Raw genomic sequence first — 18,129 nt, forward strand, 5'->3', positions numbered from 1 at the left:
GAACCGGGTTGGAAATCTTAGTTGCCCGAACCCGGACCGTACTTGATTTCCACGCGGCGGTTCTGGTCGTTGCGGACGCCATCGGCGGTCGCCACGGCCGGGCGGCTTTCGCCGAACGCTTCCGCGGTGATCGAGCCGTCCGAGATGCCCCGTGCGGTCAGGTAGCTGCGGACCGCATCGTTGCGGCGCTGCGACAGACCGACGTTGTACTTGGCCGAACCCGAACGGTCGGCGTGACCGGCGAGCCAGACCTGCGTACCCGAGCAACCGCGGTTGTAGGCGCTGATCGCATTGTCGAGCGTCGCAGCCGCTTCCGGCGTGATCGCCGACTGATCCCAGTCGAAGTACACGATGTACGGCCCAGGCTCGCACACAGCCGGCGGAGGCGGCGGCGGCGGCGGGGGAGGCGGCGGAGGGGGCGGGGGCGGCGGCGGAGCCGGCGGCGGCGGCGGCTCGGCGCCCCCGAAGTTGTAGGTCAGCGTGCCGAGGATCGAGTGCGACCGGAAGCGCGTCGAAACGTCGCGGCCAGCCTGATCGACAAGGTCGAGGTTGCTGGCGTTGAAGAAACGATACTTCAGGCCGACGTCCCAATTCTTGGACAGCGGAGCGCGAACGCCCGCGATCGCCTGCCAGGCGAAGCCGGTGTCCGAATCGTCCAGGAACGGACCCGCGAAGACGGGTTCGACCGAAACGCGCGCAACGCCGACACCGCCGCCGACGAAGCCCTGCAGGCCATCGTCGTCACCGAAGTCGAGCATGCCGTTGACCATGAAGCTCAGCGCATTCGAATCGCCGTTCAGGCGGGTCGAACCCGTGAAGGCTCCAGTGCCGTTGGCGTGGTCCGGAATACCGGGAGCAGTGAACGTGCCACCCTTGATATCGGCTTCGCGATAGCCGACTTCGACTTCGGCGCGGAAACCGCCGAAATCGTAACCAACGGTGCCTTCGACATCATAACCCGTACGATGATCGAGCGTACCAGCGTTATTGACGGTGCCGATGTCCAGATCGAGATCCTCGACCAGCATCACACCACCACCGACACCAACATACCACGAGTTGTCGCGCGCAAGGGCCGGCGACGCAAGGGCAGTGGAGGCCAACGCCACAGCGACGGCAAGCTTCCTCATAGTAGATTCCCCTTTCAATTGAGATATACGTCTCGACAGACGTCCTACGCGTGCCTTTGGTTCCGCGCAAGCCAACAAATCGTTAATCTGTTGCCAAAAAGTCGCACTTGCGATGAGAATAGAACCGAAATCATCCTGAAATCAGAAGGCCCTGCGCCTCGAAAAGAAGAATCAGGGCAGCGATCGCCGCACGCGCTTCAGCATCGACCGTGGCGCCGCCTTCCGGATTCGCAACCGCCGCCGGCGCGGTCCAGACACCCGCCGCGTAACGCAGCCACGCGCCATCGCTCAGCCGCGCGATCCGCATCCCCGGACGCGGCGGCGCAAAGCGCCAGCCGCCGTCGCACCAGATGGCGATCGCATCCGCCTGCCCGGTCCAGTCGCCGCCGGCGCCGGCACCGACCAGCCAGCATTGCCCCGCGACCGGCGACGACGGCGGCACCGTCAGCGGGCCATCCTCGATGGCGGCGTGGACGAGCGCGTCGAGCAGCACGAGCGCTTCATTATGCGTCACTTCCTTTTGCGCCTGCGCCATCGCCAGCAGCGGAAGGGCCAGGCGCGCGGTCCGGGTCGTTTCGGTCATCGAATCATCCTCATATTGTCAGGGGCAGAAGCAGCGGCTCGGACAGCGCGAAATCGCCAACCTGCCGGATCGAAAACACGCTATCGGGCGCGAGCGCGGTCCAGGTCGCGGCGTCGAGGACGAGCGACGGCGACGCGGTCTCCCACGGCCCGATGCCCATTAGCGCGGGCTCGACCGCGATCCGCCATGCCTCGCGCCCTTCACCCAGCGGAGCATCGACATGATCGCGCCAGCCGGCATCGGTGCGGGTGCGGCGAACCCAGCGAAGCTCGGCGCCACCCGCGCCGTTCCGCCGGATAGCGCCATGAACGGGAGCCAGCGGGCGCAGCGCCTGCCCCGCGGTGGGCACCGCAATATCGGCGACGTCGACCCCCGAACGGGGCGCCCATTGCAGGATAGCGGCGCCCGCTTCGGCGAACCGCGCGAGATCGTCGGGGATCCACAGCAGCGCCGGGTCGTCGAGCAGCACGAAAGGAGTCCCTGCCGCCTGCGCCGCCATGGTCCCGTTCCGGCCGCGCAGCAGGTGCGAAAGCCGCCAGGTCGCGGGAGCGATCATCTCGGCATCGGTGAATTGCAGCAGTTCGTCGCCGACCATCGCGCGGTTCGCGCCGCCGAGCAGCGTCCGCTCGTCGACCGATTCGAGCGTCATCGACGGGTTGGCCAGCGTTACGATCACGACGCTCGACCGATCGAAAAGCAGCGTTCCGCCCGCCGGCAAGGCCGCGCCCAGCACGCCCAGCGCCGCCGCCGGACGCGCGGTGCCGAGCGCGATCGGCTCGGCGCCCGCCTCGGGCTGGAACCACAGGTCGGCGCCGCGCCAGCCGTCGTTGCTGCCCGCCGCCGCGACGACCAGCCTAGGCGCTGACGCCGCCGTCGCCCCGATATTCGGCAGATCGAACAGGCGCACGCTCGCTTCGGCGTCGGGCCAGTCGGGACTGCCGACCGGAAGCCCCGGGTCGGCCGCCATGACCTCGGTCGATGCCGGCTGAAACCGCCGCAACTCGATCGAGACACCGTTTCCCCGCACCGCTCGTGCCGCAATGCGCCAGGTTCCGCCGTCCGTCCACGCGATCAGCCCGCCGACGGGCAGCGCCAGCGCGGCGAGATCGCCCACCCACACCAGCGTCTCGCGCCCATCGGCAGCGGCCGCCGCCAGCGTTTGCGCCAGCGCGCGCGCCGACCCGGCGGGAAGCACCGCGGGCAGGTCGATCCGTTCCTCGCGCGCTCCCCCGCCCGCGACCGCCGCCGTCTGCTGGCCGAGCTGATAATCGCGTTCGGGCTCATAATGGCGCAGACGGATCGTTCCGGGGAGCGAGGCCAGCGGCGCGCGCCGCCGCTCGCGGCAATCGGCCGGTGTCAACACGCGCGCCGCTTCGCAAAATGCGCTGAACGCCGATGGGTCCGGCGAAATTTCAGCCGGAGCAAGCCGCCAGCCGGCAGGATCGCTGACCAGCCTCGTGCCGTCAATCTCGAACAGCGGGGCCAGCGCGTCACGCACCCGCTCGCCCGATGCCGCATAGCCCGCGATCGGCCAGCGTCCGCCGCAACGCCCGCCCTCGCCGAGCAGCGCGTCGCCGACAACGCCCGCATCGACCACGCCCGCATCGGCCTCGACCTCGAAGGTCAGCGACGGAATGCGGTTGCCGAATGCGCCCAGTTCGAGTTCCTCGAACACGGCGTAGGACAGCCCGCGAAAGGCGCTCGCCGACGCGGCGCCGACCGCCGAGGCGATCAGCGGATCGACCGGCTGGTCCTCGCCCCCGTCATACCAGCGAAAGATGCAGCGTTCCTGGAACGAGCCGCTCGACCCGCGCAGCAGATTGCCGTCGGCCCAGATCCGCCGGATCGCCCCGACCCGCCGCGACGACAGCGCGACCGCCAGCGACACCGCATAACTATATTCGGTCGTCGACGGCCGCCCCTTGCCGCCGCCGCGCTTGTTCCGGCGTTCGATCAGGTCGGTCGCCCAGATCACGCTCCCCGCGACGCGCATCGTCCCGAACAGCCTGGGGATCTGCTGGCCATAGGTCGAGGCCTGCACCTTCAGGTCGGCCAGCCGCGGCCCCTCGCGCCCCTTGGGCTTGAAGATCGCGGCATCGACCTGCTGCCCGATCATCGCGCCCACCGCCGCCCCGACCGGCCCGCCCACGATCCCGCCGACCACCGTCAGCACCAGAGTTGCCATAGTCACGCTCCTGATTGCACAATTCTCCCCTCCCGCAAGCGGGAGGGGCAGCGAGACTTGCGAACTTGCTCGCTAGTCGCAGCGGGGAGGGCGCAATCTCCAGCGCTCTGTCACCGCAGACGTCATCCCATCCACCGGCGTCTCCACCACCCGCCGCAGCCCCGCATGGGCGTGAACGAAGCTCGCCGTCCCCATCACCCCGAGATGAAACTGCCCCGCCGCGAGCGCGATCAGCGCGACATCGCCGTCGCGCCGATCCTCGACCCGCCCGAACCCGGCCGCCGCCAAGGCTGCCTCGATCCGCTCGCGCCCCCATCCCCGCAGCGGATATCCGACGGGCAAGGGCAGCATCCGTCCGGCGGCGGCATAAGCCGCCCACACCAGCCCGACGCAGTCGAGCCCCGTCGCCGGATCGCGCCCCTGCGGCCGGAACCGCGCGCCGATCATCCCCCGCGCCGCCGCAAGGACGCGCGCGCCCATTTTCCCCTCCCGCAGGCGGGAGGGGCAGCGAGCGTTGCGAGCTTGCTCGCTACGCGCAGCGGGGTGGGCAACCTCCCTCACCTCACCCACCCGGATAGCGCGTCAGCAGATCGTTGCCCGGCAGATGCGCCTCGCCGCGAAAATTGATCGCATTGGCAAAGCGCGTCCGGCACGTCGCAAGCTGCTTGTCGCACCCCTCGACCAGCCGCACCCTGAGCGGCAGCGCGGGCAGCACCGGCGGCATCTCCGCCAGCGTCAGCACCGCCCTCGCCGCATCGATCACCGGACTCGACAACCCGCACACCGCGCCTTCCATCCAGGTCAGTTCGCCGAACGCCATCGCGCCCGCCACCACCGCCGCGTCGAGCGTTACCGCGCGGCCCTCGACCGCAACCACCCGCCGCCTGTGCGTGCGCGGCGCCAGATCGACCCGGCACGCGGGGTCGCCCAGCATCGCGCGGCACGACGGCGAGGTCGCCGGGCACGCCGGTCCATCGAGGACGCGCGTCACGCCTTGCAGCTCGGCAGTGAACGCCGCGCCGCGCCGCTCGACCGCGCCAAGCGACCCGCGCGCCACGACGACCGGCGCCGCATCGGGCGCGCTCCAGTCGGTGACGAACAGCTCCACCGCCGCCCCGTCCCAGCGGCCCGCATCGAGGTCGTCGGCCGCGATCGCATCGCTTGCGATCGCCCCCTCCAGGTCCATCGTCGCGGCGTCGATCTCGTCGCGGGTCTCGATCGCCGACGGCTTCATCCCCGGCGCGGCGCGATAGGGTATTCCGCCGACGATCAGGTCGCGGTCGTGCGAGGTCAGTCCGATCACCACCCCGTCGCGCCGCGCCAGCCGCCAGCACCAGGCAAGCGTCACCAGCTCCTCGCGCAGCCAATCAGGCGCCGCTTCCGTCCCCACGAAGCTCACCATGGCGCGCGCACTTCGACCAGCGGCACGCTCGCCATCTCGCCCGCGAGAAAGGTTGCGCGACTGACCTCCAGCCGATCCTCGGCAAAGCGCACCGGCACGTCGAACAGAAAGCCCGCGCGCACCATCGCTCCGACAGCCGGCGCCGCATCGAGCAGCACCTCGCCGTCCGCCGTCAGCGTGAACGCCGCCGTCTCCACCCCATCGACCGACACGCGCAAGCTGTCGGCGACCGGCAGGCGGATTCTCCGTTCCTGTACCGCATCCCCGGCGCCATAATATTTGACCAGCGCGAATTGCCGTCGGCTCCCGTCGCCGGTCCCCAGCAACTGATCCGCCGCGCCCGGCAAGCCGCCATCGATCGCCGATCCATGATCGAACGGGTCACGAAAGCGAAAGCCCCGCGCCGCGCCCCTTCGCGCGCGAAAGAAATCGGCAAGCGTCCGCACATCGGCCTCAGACCGGATTCCCGGCCCCGCATCATATCGCATCCGCGCCTCGGCCCATTCGCTCGCGCGCTGTTCATGGCCCGAAGGCGAACTCACGATCTGGGTCGAAAATTCGGTCTGGACCATCGCCTCGCGCCCGATCGCGATCGGAAAGTCCACCGCATCGAAAGCCTGCACCGCATCCTCCCCGTCAAAAGCCACGAATCCGTCGCGCGCGACCTGCGGCAGCGCCCACAGGACCGCCCGCGCCACCCCCGCGCGCCGCGCCGCATCGGCCGCCGCGGCGATCGCCTCCCATTGCCCCCGATCCTCAGGCGCCAGCACGAAGCCCGCAAAATAATGCTGATCGCCGACCGGATAGCCGAGCCGCGCCGCCATCGCCGCTCGCGCTCCCGCCGTGGCCGCCCCGCGCCCGCCGGTCACCCAGACATAATCCTCGAGCTGCAACACATCGAAGGCCGGCGCCGTCCAGCCCATCGGCACATTGGCGCGCCGCAGTTCGGGCGCCTCCGGATCGAGCACCGTAGGCAGATAGACGAGCAGATGGCTCGTCAGCCCCGCCGCCCCTGCCTCGTCGCGCGCCGCCGCGACCAGCGCCGCGGTCGATGTCGCCAGCAGCACCCCCAGCGCATCGAGCATCGTCCGCTGCGCCGCCGTCAGGCTCCCGCGCACATCGGGAATCGCGACGCTCGCTCCGCCCAGTACCGCGCTCGTCGCCGCGTCATAAGCGAACAGTCGCCCGCCCGCGCCGACCCACCACCAGGGCTCGCCGACCTGGAATTTGACCGCCAGCCCCGCCTCGACCGCGAAACCGGTGAAATCCCGCGCGACGAGTTGCAGATAGCCCATTGCCTCGGCATTCGCGGGCGAGAGCAGGGTCGACGGCGGCACCCACCCGGTCAGCGCGGGCGCACCCTCGGTATCGCGCTGCTTCCAGTCCTCGGGGCAATAGGCGTCGAACAGTTCGTAGGAGAGCGACCAGATCAGCCCCAACCCCGCGCCCACGCATTCGGCCGCCAGCGCCCGGTGCCACGCCGCCGCGGGCGCGCTCACCGCCCCGCCGACGACGCTTGCCCGAAACGCAGCGCCGTCTGCCGCGAGCCGCATATAATGGCTCATCCCGACATAATGGACGACGTCGCCGCGATAGCCGAGCTGGACGATCTGGCGCACCAGCCGCGCCGGGGTCAGATGGTAACTGTCGTCATAGCCGTTCGCGAGTCCCAGACCGTGCTCGGGCAGCACCGCGTCGCCGATCGCCAGCACCGATCCCGACCCCGAACAGGCGATGCCGCTCATCTCTGCCCACCCCTCGGCGGGCGCCGCGAGCACGCCCTCGCCGCCGTCATATCCCGGTGGCACCAACGAGACGAACATCCGGTCGATGTCGCCCGCCCACACCGGATCGGCCTCGCCCGGCAGCAGGAACCCGCCGACGAGCGCATCGAAATCGAGCGTCACGACCGCATCCTCGGGCGTCCCCGCCGCATAATTCCACAGCCGGACATACCAGGCGCGCGGAGTCCCGGCGGCATCGCGCCCTTCGATCGTCAGCGTCGGCCCGTGCAGCGCGTCGAGCGGCTTGACCCCGCCCGACCGCCAGCGAAAGCGAAGCTGGCTATGCCGGAAATCGCGCTTCGTCTCATAGGCAAGCAAAGGATGATCCCAACGATCCGCCGCTTCCCAGATCAGCCCCGCCAGATCCTGCTTGCGGTAGAACACCGCTTCAAGGCGCAGCGCATCGGGCGCGGTCGTCGTGACCGCCGCCATCATCGGCCGCGCGAAATCGACCGTCCAGAAGCGCGGATCGAACCGCTTGACCCAGCCTTTCCGGTGATGCGGCTCGGCCGCGACCAGCGCCCAGCCCATCACGCGTCCTCCGCGGCCACCGCGCGCCGCACCGCGCGCGCGAGCTGCCGCCCGGTCTGCGCCAGCCGTTGCGGCTCGCTCGCCCCGTCGCCGCGGACATTGACCGTGATCGCGATATTGCGCACCGCGCCGCCGGCCGCCTCGACCCGCCCGCTTGCGGTCGGCACGAACCATTCGGGGCCGCGCTCACCGACGCGATAGGCGCGCCCCGCGCTCACCGGCCCGCCGGTCGCGCGCCCCGGCGCCCCGAACAGCGCCGAGACCACCGATGCGCCGAGCGACAGCAACCCGCCGCTGCCCGACCCCCCACCGCCCAGCGAGCTGAGTCCGTTCGAAATCGCCGCCCGCGCGATGTCGGCCATCACCGACAGCGCGATCCGCTTCAGATCCTCGAAGCCCAGCTTGCCGCTGACGATCGCGCGCGACAGCGCCCGCTCGATCGCCTGCCCCGCCCGCTCGGCCTCGCTTACCAGCGGCCCGCCGATCTCGGCGCGCAGCGCCGCGATCTCGCGGCGATAGCCCGCGGCGTCGCCGCGCAGCGCACCGAACATCTCGTCGATCTCATCCATCGGGACATTGCTCCATCATCATCGCGAGGCCGGCGCGGTCGACCCCACCCGCCTCTTCCTCCGCGCGCCAGCCCGCCAGCACCGCCGCCACATCGGCCGGCGTCGCCGCCCAGAAATCGTCGGGCCGCCAGCCCAGGACGCGCGCCGTCACCCCCGCAAGCGCCAGTGCGGCGGGGCCGAACCGCTCGTCCATCATCTCACCGCCCCTGCAATATCTGCCCCAGCAGCACGCGCAGCGCCGGGGTCGCCGCCGCCAGCCCGCCGGCGACCACCGCCTCGCCGACCGCCTCGCGCGTCAGCATCTCGGGCCGGTCCCGCACGCAATGCCAGAACAGCGTCGCGAGTTCGCCGAGCCCCAACCGCCCATCCGCCGCGCGCTCGACCAGCGCGAACAGCGGCCCCAGTTCGCTCTCGGCCGCGACCAGCGCCGCAAAGCTCGGGCGCAGCACATGAAGCACACCACCGACGCGCAGCTCGGCCTCGCCGCGCAAGGCATTGGCCACGCTCACAGGCTCACCACCGCGCCGCTCGATTCCAGGCTCAGCGTATAATTACGCTCGCCATTATAATCGCCGGCATAGTCGAGCCGCACGACCAGAAAGCGTCCGCGCAGCCGCTCGCCGCTTTCGAAGCTCAGCTCATAATCGTCGATCGCGCCCGCCAGAGCATGGCCGCGCAGCCGGACCTCGGCAGCCGACCCCGTAAAAATCCCCGCCGCGCTCACCGAAACCGAGCGCACCCCGGCACCCGACAATAGTTCACGCCAGCCGCCCGAATCCTTGGTCGTGACGTTCACCGCCTCGCCGTTCACCGACAATTGGGTGGTGCGCAGCCCAGCCACCGTCGCATAGGCCGGCGGCGCCGCGCCATCGCCGATTTTCAGCAGAAAAGCGCTCCCATTTTCGATTGCCATGGTTTAAACCTCCTTTGAAAAATCACTGCAAACGGGGAGTCGCAGGATGCTCATCACCAGCTTGCTCTTGGCCACCATGGCGCCGGCGGGGACCGGCACCGTCGACACGACGCGCGCCGCCTTCACCAAATGCCTGCGCGGCCATTTGAAGAAATCGCTCGAGGCCAAGATGGGCGAGGCCGAATATGAAGTATCGCTCAAGGGCGCCTGCGACACCGAGCGCGAAGCGTTCCGCGCCGCCGTGACGGCGGCCAACGCCGCCAGCGGTTATTCCGCCGCGGATGCCGCCGACAATGCCGAAATGCAGATCGAGGATTATCACGCGAGCTTCACCGACAAATTCGCCGATTATTCCGCAAGCAAGACGATGCCCGTCGACGAATAGCCGGATCGGGATGGTGAGCGGACTCTACTAACTGCTCCCGTCATCCCGGCGAAGGCCGGGATCTCCCCCTATCGCCATGACGCACCGGCGGGATTCCGGCCTTCGCCGGGATGACGGAGTTCGGTCAAAACCGGACATCTCCCATCTTCGTCATTCCCGCCGCAAACGCGGCAATCACCCCTGATCCACCGCCAGGCACCGGCACCGCACGACCAGCTCCCGGCGCCATCCGCCTTCGCGGACCAGGGCGAATCGCGTCCGCACGATCCGCGCACTGACGACAGTCCAGCCTTCGGCGGCGCCGCGCAGTCCCGCCGCGACCGCCTCGACCCGCGCCGCCGCGCGGTCGTCCAGGCTGTCGCCGACGCCGTGAAGCATCACCGTCAGCCGGATTTCGCGCCCCGCACGATCCTTGGTTCCCCAGTCGCCGCCATCGGCCGCGCCGACCGATACGCAGGGCGCGCTCGCACGCGGCGGCATCCCGTCGAACACGCCATGGACCAGGCTCGCCAGCTCGGCATCGGCGGCGAGCAGCGCGACCGCCTTCGCGCGCAGCGCCTGCTCGGCCGTTCTCACTGCCTTCCCCCCAAGGTCAGCCGCCGCCAGGGCTGCCACAGCGCCGCGATCGCCGCGGGCGGCGCGGCGCCGTTTCCGTCGCGCGCCTCGTGCAGATGCTGCGTCATGCGGACGATGCCTTGCCGGATCGCCTCGGGAATCCCGTTCGCTTCGGCCGCCATCCCCGCACGAAAGGCGATCCGCACGCGATCGGCGGCGGCGCCGTCGTGAATCGCGATCGACGCGGCGCCGTCGCGGGCGATGCGCACGCGATAGGCCGCCGCATCCAGTACCGTTTCATCGCCGCCCGGCGTCAGCAGTGCGACCGTGTCGATCGCGACGACGGGCCGCACGCCCGGCCCCACCGCACCGCCGTCCAGCGGCACCGTCTCCTCGCCCGCGCGAACGATCAGCCAGCGGCCGATGAAGACCTCGCAGATATTGGTCGCGGCGCGGATCAGCCCCGCGACGACGGCATCGTCGATCGTCGCTCCCAGCCGTAACCAGCCCCGCGCTTCGTTCAGGCTGACCGGGCTTGCCCCCGGCAATGGACTTTCGCTCATCATCGTTCCTCCACCCGCACCGCCGCCGATCTTTCGTCGATCTGCCCGTCGCTCAGCGTCACCCGATTGGTGACGCGATAGACGCGCCCCGCGATGCCGCCCGCCAGCGTCGCGGTGGTCCGCGTCAGGTCGTGCGCCGCCGCCGCGACCGTGACGCCGCCATCGTCGGTCGGCGCGACCTCCCAGTCGCTCGCGAGCACCGCTTGTCCGTCGGGATAGGCGGCCGCCCAGTCGAATTCGAAATCGATCCGCGTCCCCGGATCCTTCGCTACCATCGTCATCTCTCGTCCTTCTTTCTGCTCGTCGCCGATCACGGCTTGCGCACGGCCAGGCGGCGTCCGGTCTCGCGGACGAGCGGCAGCGCCACCTGCGTCGCCGCCGGGCCGGGGCCGCTCCATTCGCTCGCGAGCTCGCGCCGCGCGGCGTCGGACAGCGCGCGCGACGACAGCGCCGAACCGTCCATCATGCGGACATCTCCAAGGCGGCGAGCCGCGCCTCCTGCGCCGCGATCAGGAACAGCGCGAGCTGGTCGGGCCGGATGCCGAAGCGATTGCCGGCGGCGACGACCGATTGCCCGGCCGCGTCGCGATCTTCCGCCCATTCGTCATAGCAGAGGAAGGCATAGCGGCTGTCGGGCCGCGCCCCCTCGACGATCGGGTCGATCAGCCCTTCATCGGCCATGATCGCCCACACCGCCTGCGCTCGCGCCCCGAAGTGCAACCGCGCCCCGTCCACGCCCTTTTCGGCGATGGCGTCCTGCCATTGATAGAAGCCGAGGTCGCCGGCGATCCGCCGCGCCGCCGCCAGTTCGGCGCTCGACAAGGCGCCGCGCCACGCCTTGTCGCGGGCATCCGACGTATTGATCGCGCCGGTGCCGGCATAGACCACCGACCAGCGCAGCGCCGATGCGCCGAGCGTCTGCCCATTGTCGGCGCCGGGCGTGACCGCGCCGCTGGAATTGACGACAAAGCCGTTGGTCAGGGTGACGGGGTCGCCGGCCGCGGTCGTCTGCGACGGCCCAAAGGCGACGATCATCTGCGTCCCGCTGACCGTCACGCCCGCGCGGGGCCAGCTGGCCCCGCCGACCGACGACACCCACCCGCCGCTGACCGTCGGCGAAGGTTTGACCGAAAAGCCCAGCGCCATCGCCGCCGAGCCGCGCAGCGTCCCAAAGGTCGCGATGCTGCTCCCGCTATTATACCGCACCGCCAACGCCGTGATCCCCGACGTCGCGGCCGAGGAGCCCGTCGTCACCGTGCCGACGACATCGAGTTCGGAAACAGGTGCCGTCGTTCCGATGCCGACGCGGCCCGCGGTATCGACGCGCAGCCGCTCGCTGCCGCCCGTCGCAAACGCCAGGCTGTCGCTCGCGGGCCGGAACAGCCCGGTGTCGCCGTCGGCGGCAAAGCCGATCGCGGGCGCCGCAGCGGTGCCGCCCGCCGCCGCGATCGGACCGTCGATCTGATAGCGTCCCCCCGCATCGCGCCAGGCGAGCGCCGCCAGCGGCAGGTTCACCCAGCCGGTGCCGCGCCGCACCGTCACCCGGTCATCGACCACGCCGCTTTCGGCGTTGGCATGCGTCGTCGACAGCGGCTGCTTAACCGCCAGCGTTCCCGCGACCGCCGCCGCGGCCGCGTCGCTCGACGCGAACCAGCCGGCGCCCACCGTCAGCGCGACCGTCTTCAGTCCCGGCGCGAAATCGACCGGCAGGCCGCCGTTCGACGACGCCGCGACCGTATCGCGCTGCAAGCGGCCGCTCGCGTCGAGGCGGCCCAGCCCGGCCTCCCACTGACCGGGCTGGCCGACCCCCGCGACGGCATAATGAAACGGGGTATCGGGCGGCACCGTCCCGGCAAAGCAGCGGTGACCGGGTACCGCGCCGGTCGGCGTCAGCGGCCCGGTCCCGCCGTCCTGCGCGAACTCGCGCACCAGATCGGCGAAAAAGGGATTCGGCATGGCAGGGCCATCCTTTCCAAATAACATCCCTCCCCCTCCAAGGGGGAGGGTTGCGAAGACTTGCGAACTTGTTCGCTAGTCGAAGCTGGGTGGGGGTGAAGGCCGCGCAGCGACCGCCCTGGGCGGAAGATCGATACAGGCGGTAGCGCCCGGCCCTTCCCCGAAAGGGTTGGGAAGGAACCGGACGCCCCTCGCGCACCAGCCTTAGCTGGCGGCGAATTTCATCAGCTTGATGGCCTGCGAATCGATGATCGCGCCACCGACCCTCTTGGTCGCATAGAAATGCACGAACGGCTTGTTGCTGAACGGATCGCGCAGGATGCGCGTCTCGCCCCGGTCGGCGATCAGATAGCCAGCGGCGAAATTGCCGAACGCGACCGACAGGCTGTTCGCGCCGACATCGGGCATATCCTCGGCCTCGACCACCGGGTATCCCAGCAGCGTCGCCGCCTGCCCCTCGACCATCCCCGGCTGCCAGATAAAGGCGCCGTCGGTCGTCTTGAACTTGCGGATGCGCGCCAGCGTGTCCGAATTCATCACCCAGCACGCCCCCTGCCGATACGGCGCCTTCAGCGAATGGACCAGCTCGACCAGCTTGTCCTGCGGGTTCGACGCCGGAAAGGCGCCCGCGGTCCCGGTCGCCAGATATTGCAGCGATCCGAAGGCGCGCACGCTGTCGATCTCGTTCGTCGCCGTATAGGTCAGGAACCCCTTGGGCCGGTTGGTGCCGTTGCCGTTCACGAACGCCGCGCCCTCGGCGACCGCAAACTCGCGCCCCAGTTCCTCGGCCAGCCAGTCCTCGACGTTGAACATCGCGTCGTCGAGCATCGCCTGGCTCGCCGCCGGATTGGCGTAAAGCTCGCCCGAGGGCGGCGCGATCTCGGCAAAGCTGCGCGTGGCGGTCAGCGGCCGCGCGTCGGTCTCACCGACCCAGCCCGCGCCCATCGCTCCGGTCGCGATCAGCTTGCGATATCCGCTCGTCCCCGTCTGCACCACGGTCGCGATCGACCGGATCGGCGACAGCCCCTTCAGCGTCGCGGCGATCGCGCCGTCGATCTCGCGCGGCACGGCATAGCCGCCCTCGCCGCCCGACGCGCCCGACAGGCTCTTCATCTCGACACCCGCATCGATCCCGCGCCGGATATAGCGCTCGACAAAGGCACCCAGCGCCGGATCGGCCGCCGCCTTCGCCCCGTCGAGCGGCAGCCGCGATGTCGCGACCGCTTGGCGCTCCACCTGCGCCTTCAGCGCCGCGACCGAGGCTTTGAGCTCATCGACCGCTTCCGCCGCCAGCACCGCATCGAACGCCCCCTCGAGCGCGTCCGCCTTTACATCCATATCGTCCATATTCGTCACTCCTTCACCACCTTGATCACCCGCGCCGCCGGCTGCATCGGCGCCGCCACCAGACTCACTTCGGCCAGGTCGAGCATCAGCAGCTCGCGCGGACGATCCCCGCGCGAAGCCCGCACCCGATAGCCAAAGCTCAATCCCGTCAGCGCGCCCCGTTCGACCAGCCCCGCCGCCGTCGGATGCGTCACCCGCGCCACGACGCGCAGCCCGCGCGCATCCTCCGCCAATGTCTCGATCACCCCGACAACGGCCCCCGGCCGGTGCTGCCACAGCAGCGGCACCGCGCGCCCTTCCGTCAGGCTCGCCGCAAACGCCCCCGCGCGCACCACATCGCCGCCCCGGTCCACCCGGTCGAACACCGACGCATAGCCTGCGAACCGAACCTCCCCCTCCCGCAGGCGGGAGGGGGCCGGGGGGTGGGCCCGTTCGGCCAACACCCTCACTTCAAGAGCCCCGCAAACCCCAGCTTCATCGCCAGCCCGACGACGAGCAGCGCCAGCATCCCGCGCACCGCCCAGTCGATCACCGCCGCCCACACGCTCTTCTTGGCATCGCGCCACGCGCCGAGCAGTTGCCGCAAATCGCTGACATCGTCGCGCGCCGCCGCGTCGGCGAGCCCCAGCCGCGCCAGCGCCCGCCGCGCCCCCAGCTCGCTCGCTTCCTCGACCAGCGCCCGCAGCACCGCCGCGTCGCCCGCACTCGTCCCCGCCAGCGCGATCAACCGCGCCAGCGCTTCATCCTCATCCATATCGGTATCTCCGTTCAGGCGACGCCCAGCAGCGCCTTCTTCTCCTCGGCCGTCAGCCAGTCCGCCGCCGACACCTCGCGCCACAGCGTCATACGGTCCTCGACCAGCGCCGGCACCCGATCCAGATCGACGCGCAGCTCGGCCCCGTCGAACCACCCGCTGAGCCCCTGCGAAATCGCCCCCAAAATCTTCGCGCAGAGCGGCAGCACCGTCAGCCGCCACAGCGCGCGATTGGCCTCGCGATAATTGGCATAGGTCGCGTCCCCCGGCAGCCCGAGCAGCATCGGCGGCACCCCGAAAGCCATCGCGATCTCGCGCGCGCTCGAATCCTTGAGCGCCAGGAAATCCATCTCGGCAGGCGACAGCGACAGCGCCTGCCACTTGAGCCCGCCCTCGAGCAGCAAGGGCCGCCCCGCATTCGCGCCGCCCGCGAAGCTCTCGGCCAGCTCCTCGCGCAGCCGGTCGACCTGCTCCGCCGACAGCGGCATGCCTTTATCGCCCGGATCGTGGACCAGCGCCCCCGACGGCCGCGCCGCATTGTCGAGCAAGGCCGCGTTCCACTTCGCCGCCGCGTTATGCGCCGCAACCGCCCCCGCCGCGGCGCCCAGGCACCCCGCGCCATAATGATCGTCGAGCGGATGCAGCGCCTTCACATGCACCACCGCGACGCGCCCCGCACCATCCTCGGCCGGCAGAACCGCCGTCGATCCGCCCGCCTTGTAGCGATAGGCGACCGGCCACCCCCGCGCGTCGGCCTCGACCGTCACCCGCTCGGGCCTGAGCGCGAACAGTTCCGCCGGCGCCCCCGCGCCATCGGTCAAGATCTGCACATAGCCATTGCCATGCAGCAGCAGTTGCGCCGCCAGCGTCTCGACCAGCCCCTGCCCGCCCGACGTCGCCGCGACGAGCGCCCCCAGCCCCGGATCGCTCACCGCCACCGGCGCCGACCCCGCCGCCTCGGCGACCAGCCGCACCGCCCGCTGGACGATCGCATTGCCCAGATAGCCCTCGCGCACCTGCGCCTCCCACGACAGCGGCGCGGGCGCACTCCAATTCCCGTATACACGCGACAAGGCGGGCCGCGCAGCCCCCTGCGCGGCCTTGCGGCCAAACCAGTTCATGATGATCTCCTATGCTCCCGCTCTCTCCCCTTCAGGGGAGAGATACGAAGGCTTGCGAGCTTGCTCGCTAGCCGAAGTTGAGAGGGGTTTCCCGGCACAGCCTCCTTCCCCTCTCCCAACCCTCTCCCCCAAAGGGGAGAGGGCTTTACAGGATCCTTCTCCGCGCCTCCGCGTAAACCAAAATCAAACCCGCCTGACCCCCGGCGCCCTCCCCTTCTTCAGCCCCTCCAGCAACGCCGCCAGCGCCCACACACAGGCATCGGCCCGATCGGGCGAGCGCCCCGGCCCGGCATAGCCGCCGCCGACCTGCAACCCGCAAAGCTGATCCTCCAGGCCTGCGAACGCCCCCGCATGCACCACCTGCCCGCGCTCATAGGCGAGCGCGATCGGCTCGGCGCGCCGCGCCTTGCCGACGCTCGCATGCACAGGCACCACCGGCAGCGTGCAGTCGGCCTGCCGCAACGTATTTTCGACCATCTCGCCGCCCATATTGCTTTCCGCGACGATCCGGTCGGCACCCCAGCGCGCCGCCGCCGCCGCGACCGCCTGCGCCCAGACGGCGGGCGGCGGCGTCTCGACGCTCGCATCCTCGACCACCGCCAGCCGGCCGTCGCGCAGCAGCGCCGCGACGACGATCCCGCACGCATCGCCGTTCGCCGTCGCCGGCGGATCGACGCCGATGACGACCCGCACTGGCTTGGCCGTTTCCTCCGCGCCGACCCGGCACCGCTCGACCAGCGCGCGCGTCCACAGCGCACCCTCGACATCCTCGAGCAATTCGCCGTCGAGTTCCTGCCGCCCTAGCCGCGTCCCGCCATAGCTTTCGAGCATCGCGCAGACGAAATCGTCCGGCAGCCACGGATTCTCCCGCGTCCTGCCGAGCGTTTCGGCCTTTCCGGGCGCCGCCATCACCTTGCGCATCACCGCATTGACGCGCGGAGTCGTCGTCACCACCGCGCGCGGCCGTTCGCCGAGCCGCAGCCCCATCATCAGATTGTCCCACGCTGCCTCGCCGCGCCGCCATTTCGCCAGCTCGTCGCACCAGGCGAAATGATGCTCGGGCCCGCGAAGCTCTTCGCCCGCTTCCGCCGAATAGAGCGTCGCCACCGCCCCGCTCGAAAAGACCAGCTCGCGCCGCCCGGTCGCCCAGCGCGGATCTTCCCCGTGCCGCGCGACCGCGAGCAATCCGCTCGGCCCTTCGATCATCACGCGCACGCCGTCGGCGTGGGTCGCCGCGACGAGGGCGATCCGCGTGCCGGGCCGGTCGCGCGCGATCTGGCTCACCCATTCCGACCCGGCGCGCGTCTTGCCGAACCCGCGTCCCGCCCGGATCAGCCAGATGCGCCAGTCGCCCGGCGGCTCGCGCTGCCCGTCATGTTCGAACCCGTACCAGCGCGTCGTCAGCTCGGCCTTCTGCGCGTCGGTCAGTTCGCGCAGCACGCGCCGCAACTCTCCGGATGTCAGGCCGCGCAGCCACGCCAGCACGCCGTCCGATCGCCACTGTCTTGTCGCCGGATCGGTGGCGGCCAGTTCGGCGTCGCTTATGCGCATCGGGGTTCGGACGCGTCCGGGGCCGCCTCGCCGCCGCGCGGCGGCGCATTGGCCGCACGCTGCCGTTCGACCATGCGGATGCGCTTGATCAGGGCGGCATCGGTTTCCTCCTGCGTCGCGACATGCCGCGCCTGCGCCTTGCGGGTGCGCGCCTGTCCCTGCCGGATGCTCTCGCGATGAAAGGTCAGGATGCGGATCGCCTGATCGACGGTCATCTTTTCGACCGGCTCGCTTCGCTCGTCGAGCGCCTCGACCGGAAACTCGCCGACCGTCTCCCCCACCGCCTCCAACGCGCGGCGCACCAGTGCGGTTTCCAGCCGTTCGTAACCGATCTCCAGCGCCGCCTGCCATTGCGCCGCAAAATCCGGTTCGCGCTTGCGCAGGCGATAGGCGCCGCTCTGCCCCATCCCTACCAGCGCCGCCGCGCGCACGATGTTGCAGCTCGCCGCCAGTTCGACCAGAAATGCCTCGCGCTTCGCTTTGGTCCAACCGCCCGGCTTACCGGTCTTGGCCTGCACCGGCCGATTGTGCTGCGGTACAATCTCGTCCTCGCGTTCGTCGCCCATATCCGCCTCGCCCCAAAAGCCAAACGGGCCGCAACACCCTCCCGCATCGGAAGGGCGCCGGCCCGAATCGCAATTCTTCATGATGGAATACTTGTGCCATAACAGCGTGACGATGTCAATAGAAAATAACCTATATGGTTATTAGTCACCTCTTTCCTCTGCTCCCGGACTTGATCCGGGGTTCCGCCTTTCGGTGCTGCTGAGCGAGGCCGGGGGCGAAAGCGACAGGCTCCC

Annotated in this window: 22 protein-coding genes; 1 reads left to right on the plus strand and 21 read right to left on the minus strand. The window is 70.1% G+C overall.

Going from position 1 to position 18,129, the window contains the following annotated elements:
- Window positions 1-17: 17 nt before the first annotated feature.
- The 10 genes from ACVENA_RS16005 to ACVENA_RS16050 form a co-directional block, all read right to left on the minus strand.
- A complete protein-coding gene (locus ACVENA_RS16005; RefSeq protein WP_449326158.1) occupies window positions 18-1,130 on the minus strand; it encodes an OmpA family protein in 1,113 nt (370 codons plus the stop codon).
- A 130-nt stretch (window positions 1,131-1,260) separates the two neighbouring features.
- A complete protein-coding gene (locus tag ACVENA_RS16010; protein ID WP_449326159.1) occupies window positions 1,261-1,713 on the minus strand; it encodes a DUF2793 domain-containing protein in 453 nt (150 codons plus the stop codon).
- Window positions 1,714-1,723: 10 nt separating this feature from the next.
- Window positions 1,724-3,898, minus strand: a complete 2,175-nt coding sequence (locus ACVENA_RS16015) for a phage tail protein (protein WP_449326160.1) — start codon at window positions 3,896-3,898, stop codon at window positions 1,724-1,726.
- Between the two features lie 72 nt (window positions 3,899-3,970).
- On the minus strand, window positions 3,971-4,378 hold the full coding sequence (locus ACVENA_RS16020; RefSeq protein WP_449326161.1) for a peptidoglycan endopeptidase: 408 nt from the start codon (window positions 4,376-4,378) through the stop codon (window positions 3,971-3,973).
- Window positions 4,379-4,460: 82 nt separating this feature from the next.
- Complete coding sequence (locus ACVENA_RS16025) at window positions 4,461-5,300, minus strand: DUF2163 domain-containing protein (protein ID WP_449326162.1); 840 nt, start codon at window positions 5,298-5,300, stop codon at window positions 4,461-4,463.
- Complete coding sequence (locus tag ACVENA_RS16030; RefSeq protein WP_449326163.1) at window positions 5,294-7,615, minus strand: phage distal tail protein, Rcc01695 family; 2,322 nt, start codon at window positions 7,613-7,615, stop codon at window positions 5,294-5,296. The genes ACVENA_RS16025 and ACVENA_RS16030 overlap by 7 nt, the downstream gene beginning before the upstream one ends.
- Complete coding sequence (locus ACVENA_RS16035; RefSeq protein WP_449326164.1) at window positions 7,615-8,184, minus strand: tail tape measure protein; 570 nt, start codon at window positions 8,182-8,184, stop codon at window positions 7,615-7,617. The genes ACVENA_RS16030 and ACVENA_RS16035 overlap by 1 nt, the downstream gene beginning before the upstream one ends.
- Complete coding sequence (locus ACVENA_RS16040) at window positions 8,177-8,380, minus strand: phage tail assembly chaperone (protein ID WP_449326165.1); 204 nt, start codon at window positions 8,378-8,380, stop codon at window positions 8,177-8,179. Before ACVENA_RS16040 ends, ACVENA_RS16035 begins: the two co-directional genes overlap by 8 nt.
- Window position 8,381: 1 nt before the next feature.
- On the minus strand, window positions 8,382-8,693 hold the full coding sequence (locus tag ACVENA_RS16045; RefSeq protein ID WP_449326166.1) for a gene transfer agent family protein: 312 nt from the start codon (window positions 8,691-8,693) through the stop codon (window positions 8,382-8,384).
- Complete coding sequence (locus ACVENA_RS16050; RefSeq protein ID WP_449326167.1) at window positions 8,690-9,097, minus strand: phage major tail protein, TP901-1 family; 408 nt, start codon at window positions 9,095-9,097, stop codon at window positions 8,690-8,692. Before ACVENA_RS16050 ends, ACVENA_RS16045 begins: the two co-directional genes overlap by 4 nt.
- Before the next feature lie 46 nt (window positions 9,098-9,143).
- On the opposite strand from ACVENA_RS16050, the gene ACVENA_RS16055 reads away from it, so the two are divergent.
- Window positions 9,144-9,482, plus strand: coding sequence for a hypothetical protein (locus ACVENA_RS16055; RefSeq protein ID WP_449326168.1), 339 nt, complete (start codon window positions 9,144-9,146; stop codon window positions 9,480-9,482).
- A gap of 174 nt (window positions 9,483-9,656) precedes the next feature.
- On the opposite strand, the gene gp17 is transcribed toward ACVENA_RS16055, so the two are convergent.
- The 11 genes from gp17 to ACVENA_RS16110 all read right to left on the minus strand — a co-directional run bounded on the left by gp17 (window position 9,657) and on the right by ACVENA_RS16110 (window position 17,895).
- Complete coding sequence (gene gp17 / locus ACVENA_RS16060) at window positions 9,657-10,058, minus strand: tail completion protein gp17 (RefSeq protein WP_449326169.1); 402 nt, start codon at window positions 10,056-10,058, stop codon at window positions 9,657-9,659.
- The gene (locus ACVENA_RS16065; protein ID WP_449326170.1) at window positions 10,055-10,603 is read right to left on the minus strand and encodes a head-tail connector protein; all 549 of its coding nucleotides are present in this window, start codon (window positions 10,601-10,603) and stop codon (window positions 10,055-10,057) included. Before ACVENA_RS16065 ends, gp17 begins: the two co-directional genes overlap by 4 nt.
- Window positions 10,600-10,881 (minus strand): phage fiber-tail adaptor protein, encoded by a 282-nt coding sequence (locus tag ACVENA_RS16070; RefSeq protein WP_329626773.1) that lies wholly within the window; start codon window positions 10,879-10,881, stop codon window positions 10,600-10,602. The genes ACVENA_RS16065 and ACVENA_RS16070 overlap by 4 nt, the downstream gene beginning before the upstream one ends.
- Before the next feature lie 29 nt (window positions 10,882-10,910).
- On the minus strand, window positions 10,911-11,066 hold the full coding sequence (locus ACVENA_RS16075) for a hypothetical protein (protein ID WP_449326171.1): 156 nt from the start codon (window positions 11,064-11,066) through the stop codon (window positions 10,911-10,913).
- A complete protein-coding gene (locus ACVENA_RS16080; protein ID WP_449326172.1) occupies window positions 11,063-12,556 on the minus strand; it encodes a tail fiber domain-containing protein in 1,494 nt (497 codons plus the stop codon). Before ACVENA_RS16080 ends, ACVENA_RS16075 begins: the two co-directional genes overlap by 4 nt.
- Window positions 12,557-12,760: 204 nt before the next feature.
- Window positions 12,761-13,903, minus strand: a complete 1,143-nt coding sequence (locus tag ACVENA_RS16085; protein WP_449326173.1) for a phage major capsid protein — start codon at window positions 13,901-13,903, stop codon at window positions 12,761-12,763.
- Window positions 13,904-13,908: 5 nt separating this feature from the next.
- The gene (locus ACVENA_RS16090; protein ID WP_449326174.1) at window positions 13,909-14,343 is read right to left on the minus strand and encodes an HK97 family phage prohead protease; all 435 of its coding nucleotides are present in this window, start codon (window positions 14,341-14,343) and stop codon (window positions 13,909-13,911) included.
- Window positions 14,344-14,348: 5 nt separating this feature from the next.
- A complete protein-coding gene (locus ACVENA_RS16095; RefSeq protein WP_449326175.1) occupies window positions 14,349-14,657 on the minus strand; it encodes a DUF6127 family protein in 309 nt (102 codons plus the stop codon).
- A gap of 14 nt (window positions 14,658-14,671) precedes the next feature.
- Window positions 14,672-15,778 carry a phage portal protein gene (locus tag ACVENA_RS16100; protein WP_449326176.1) on the minus strand — a complete coding sequence of 369 codons (1,107 nt, stop codon included), beginning with the start codon at window positions 15,776-15,778 and terminating at the stop codon, window positions 14,672-14,674.
- A gap of 183 nt (window positions 15,779-15,961) precedes the next feature.
- Entirely contained in the window at window positions 15,962-17,329 is a 1,368-nt protein-coding gene (locus ACVENA_RS16105) for a DNA-packaging protein (protein WP_449326177.1), read from the minus strand.
- Window positions 17,320-17,895 carry a hypothetical protein gene (locus tag ACVENA_RS16110; protein ID WP_449326178.1) on the minus strand — a complete coding sequence of 192 codons (576 nt, stop codon included), beginning with the start codon at window positions 17,893-17,895 and terminating at the stop codon, window positions 17,320-17,322. Before ACVENA_RS16110 ends, ACVENA_RS16105 begins: the two co-directional genes overlap by 10 nt.
- Window positions 17,896-18,129: the final 234 nt, after the last annotated feature.

Source organism: Sphingopyxis sp. 550A (assembly GCF_053569535.1).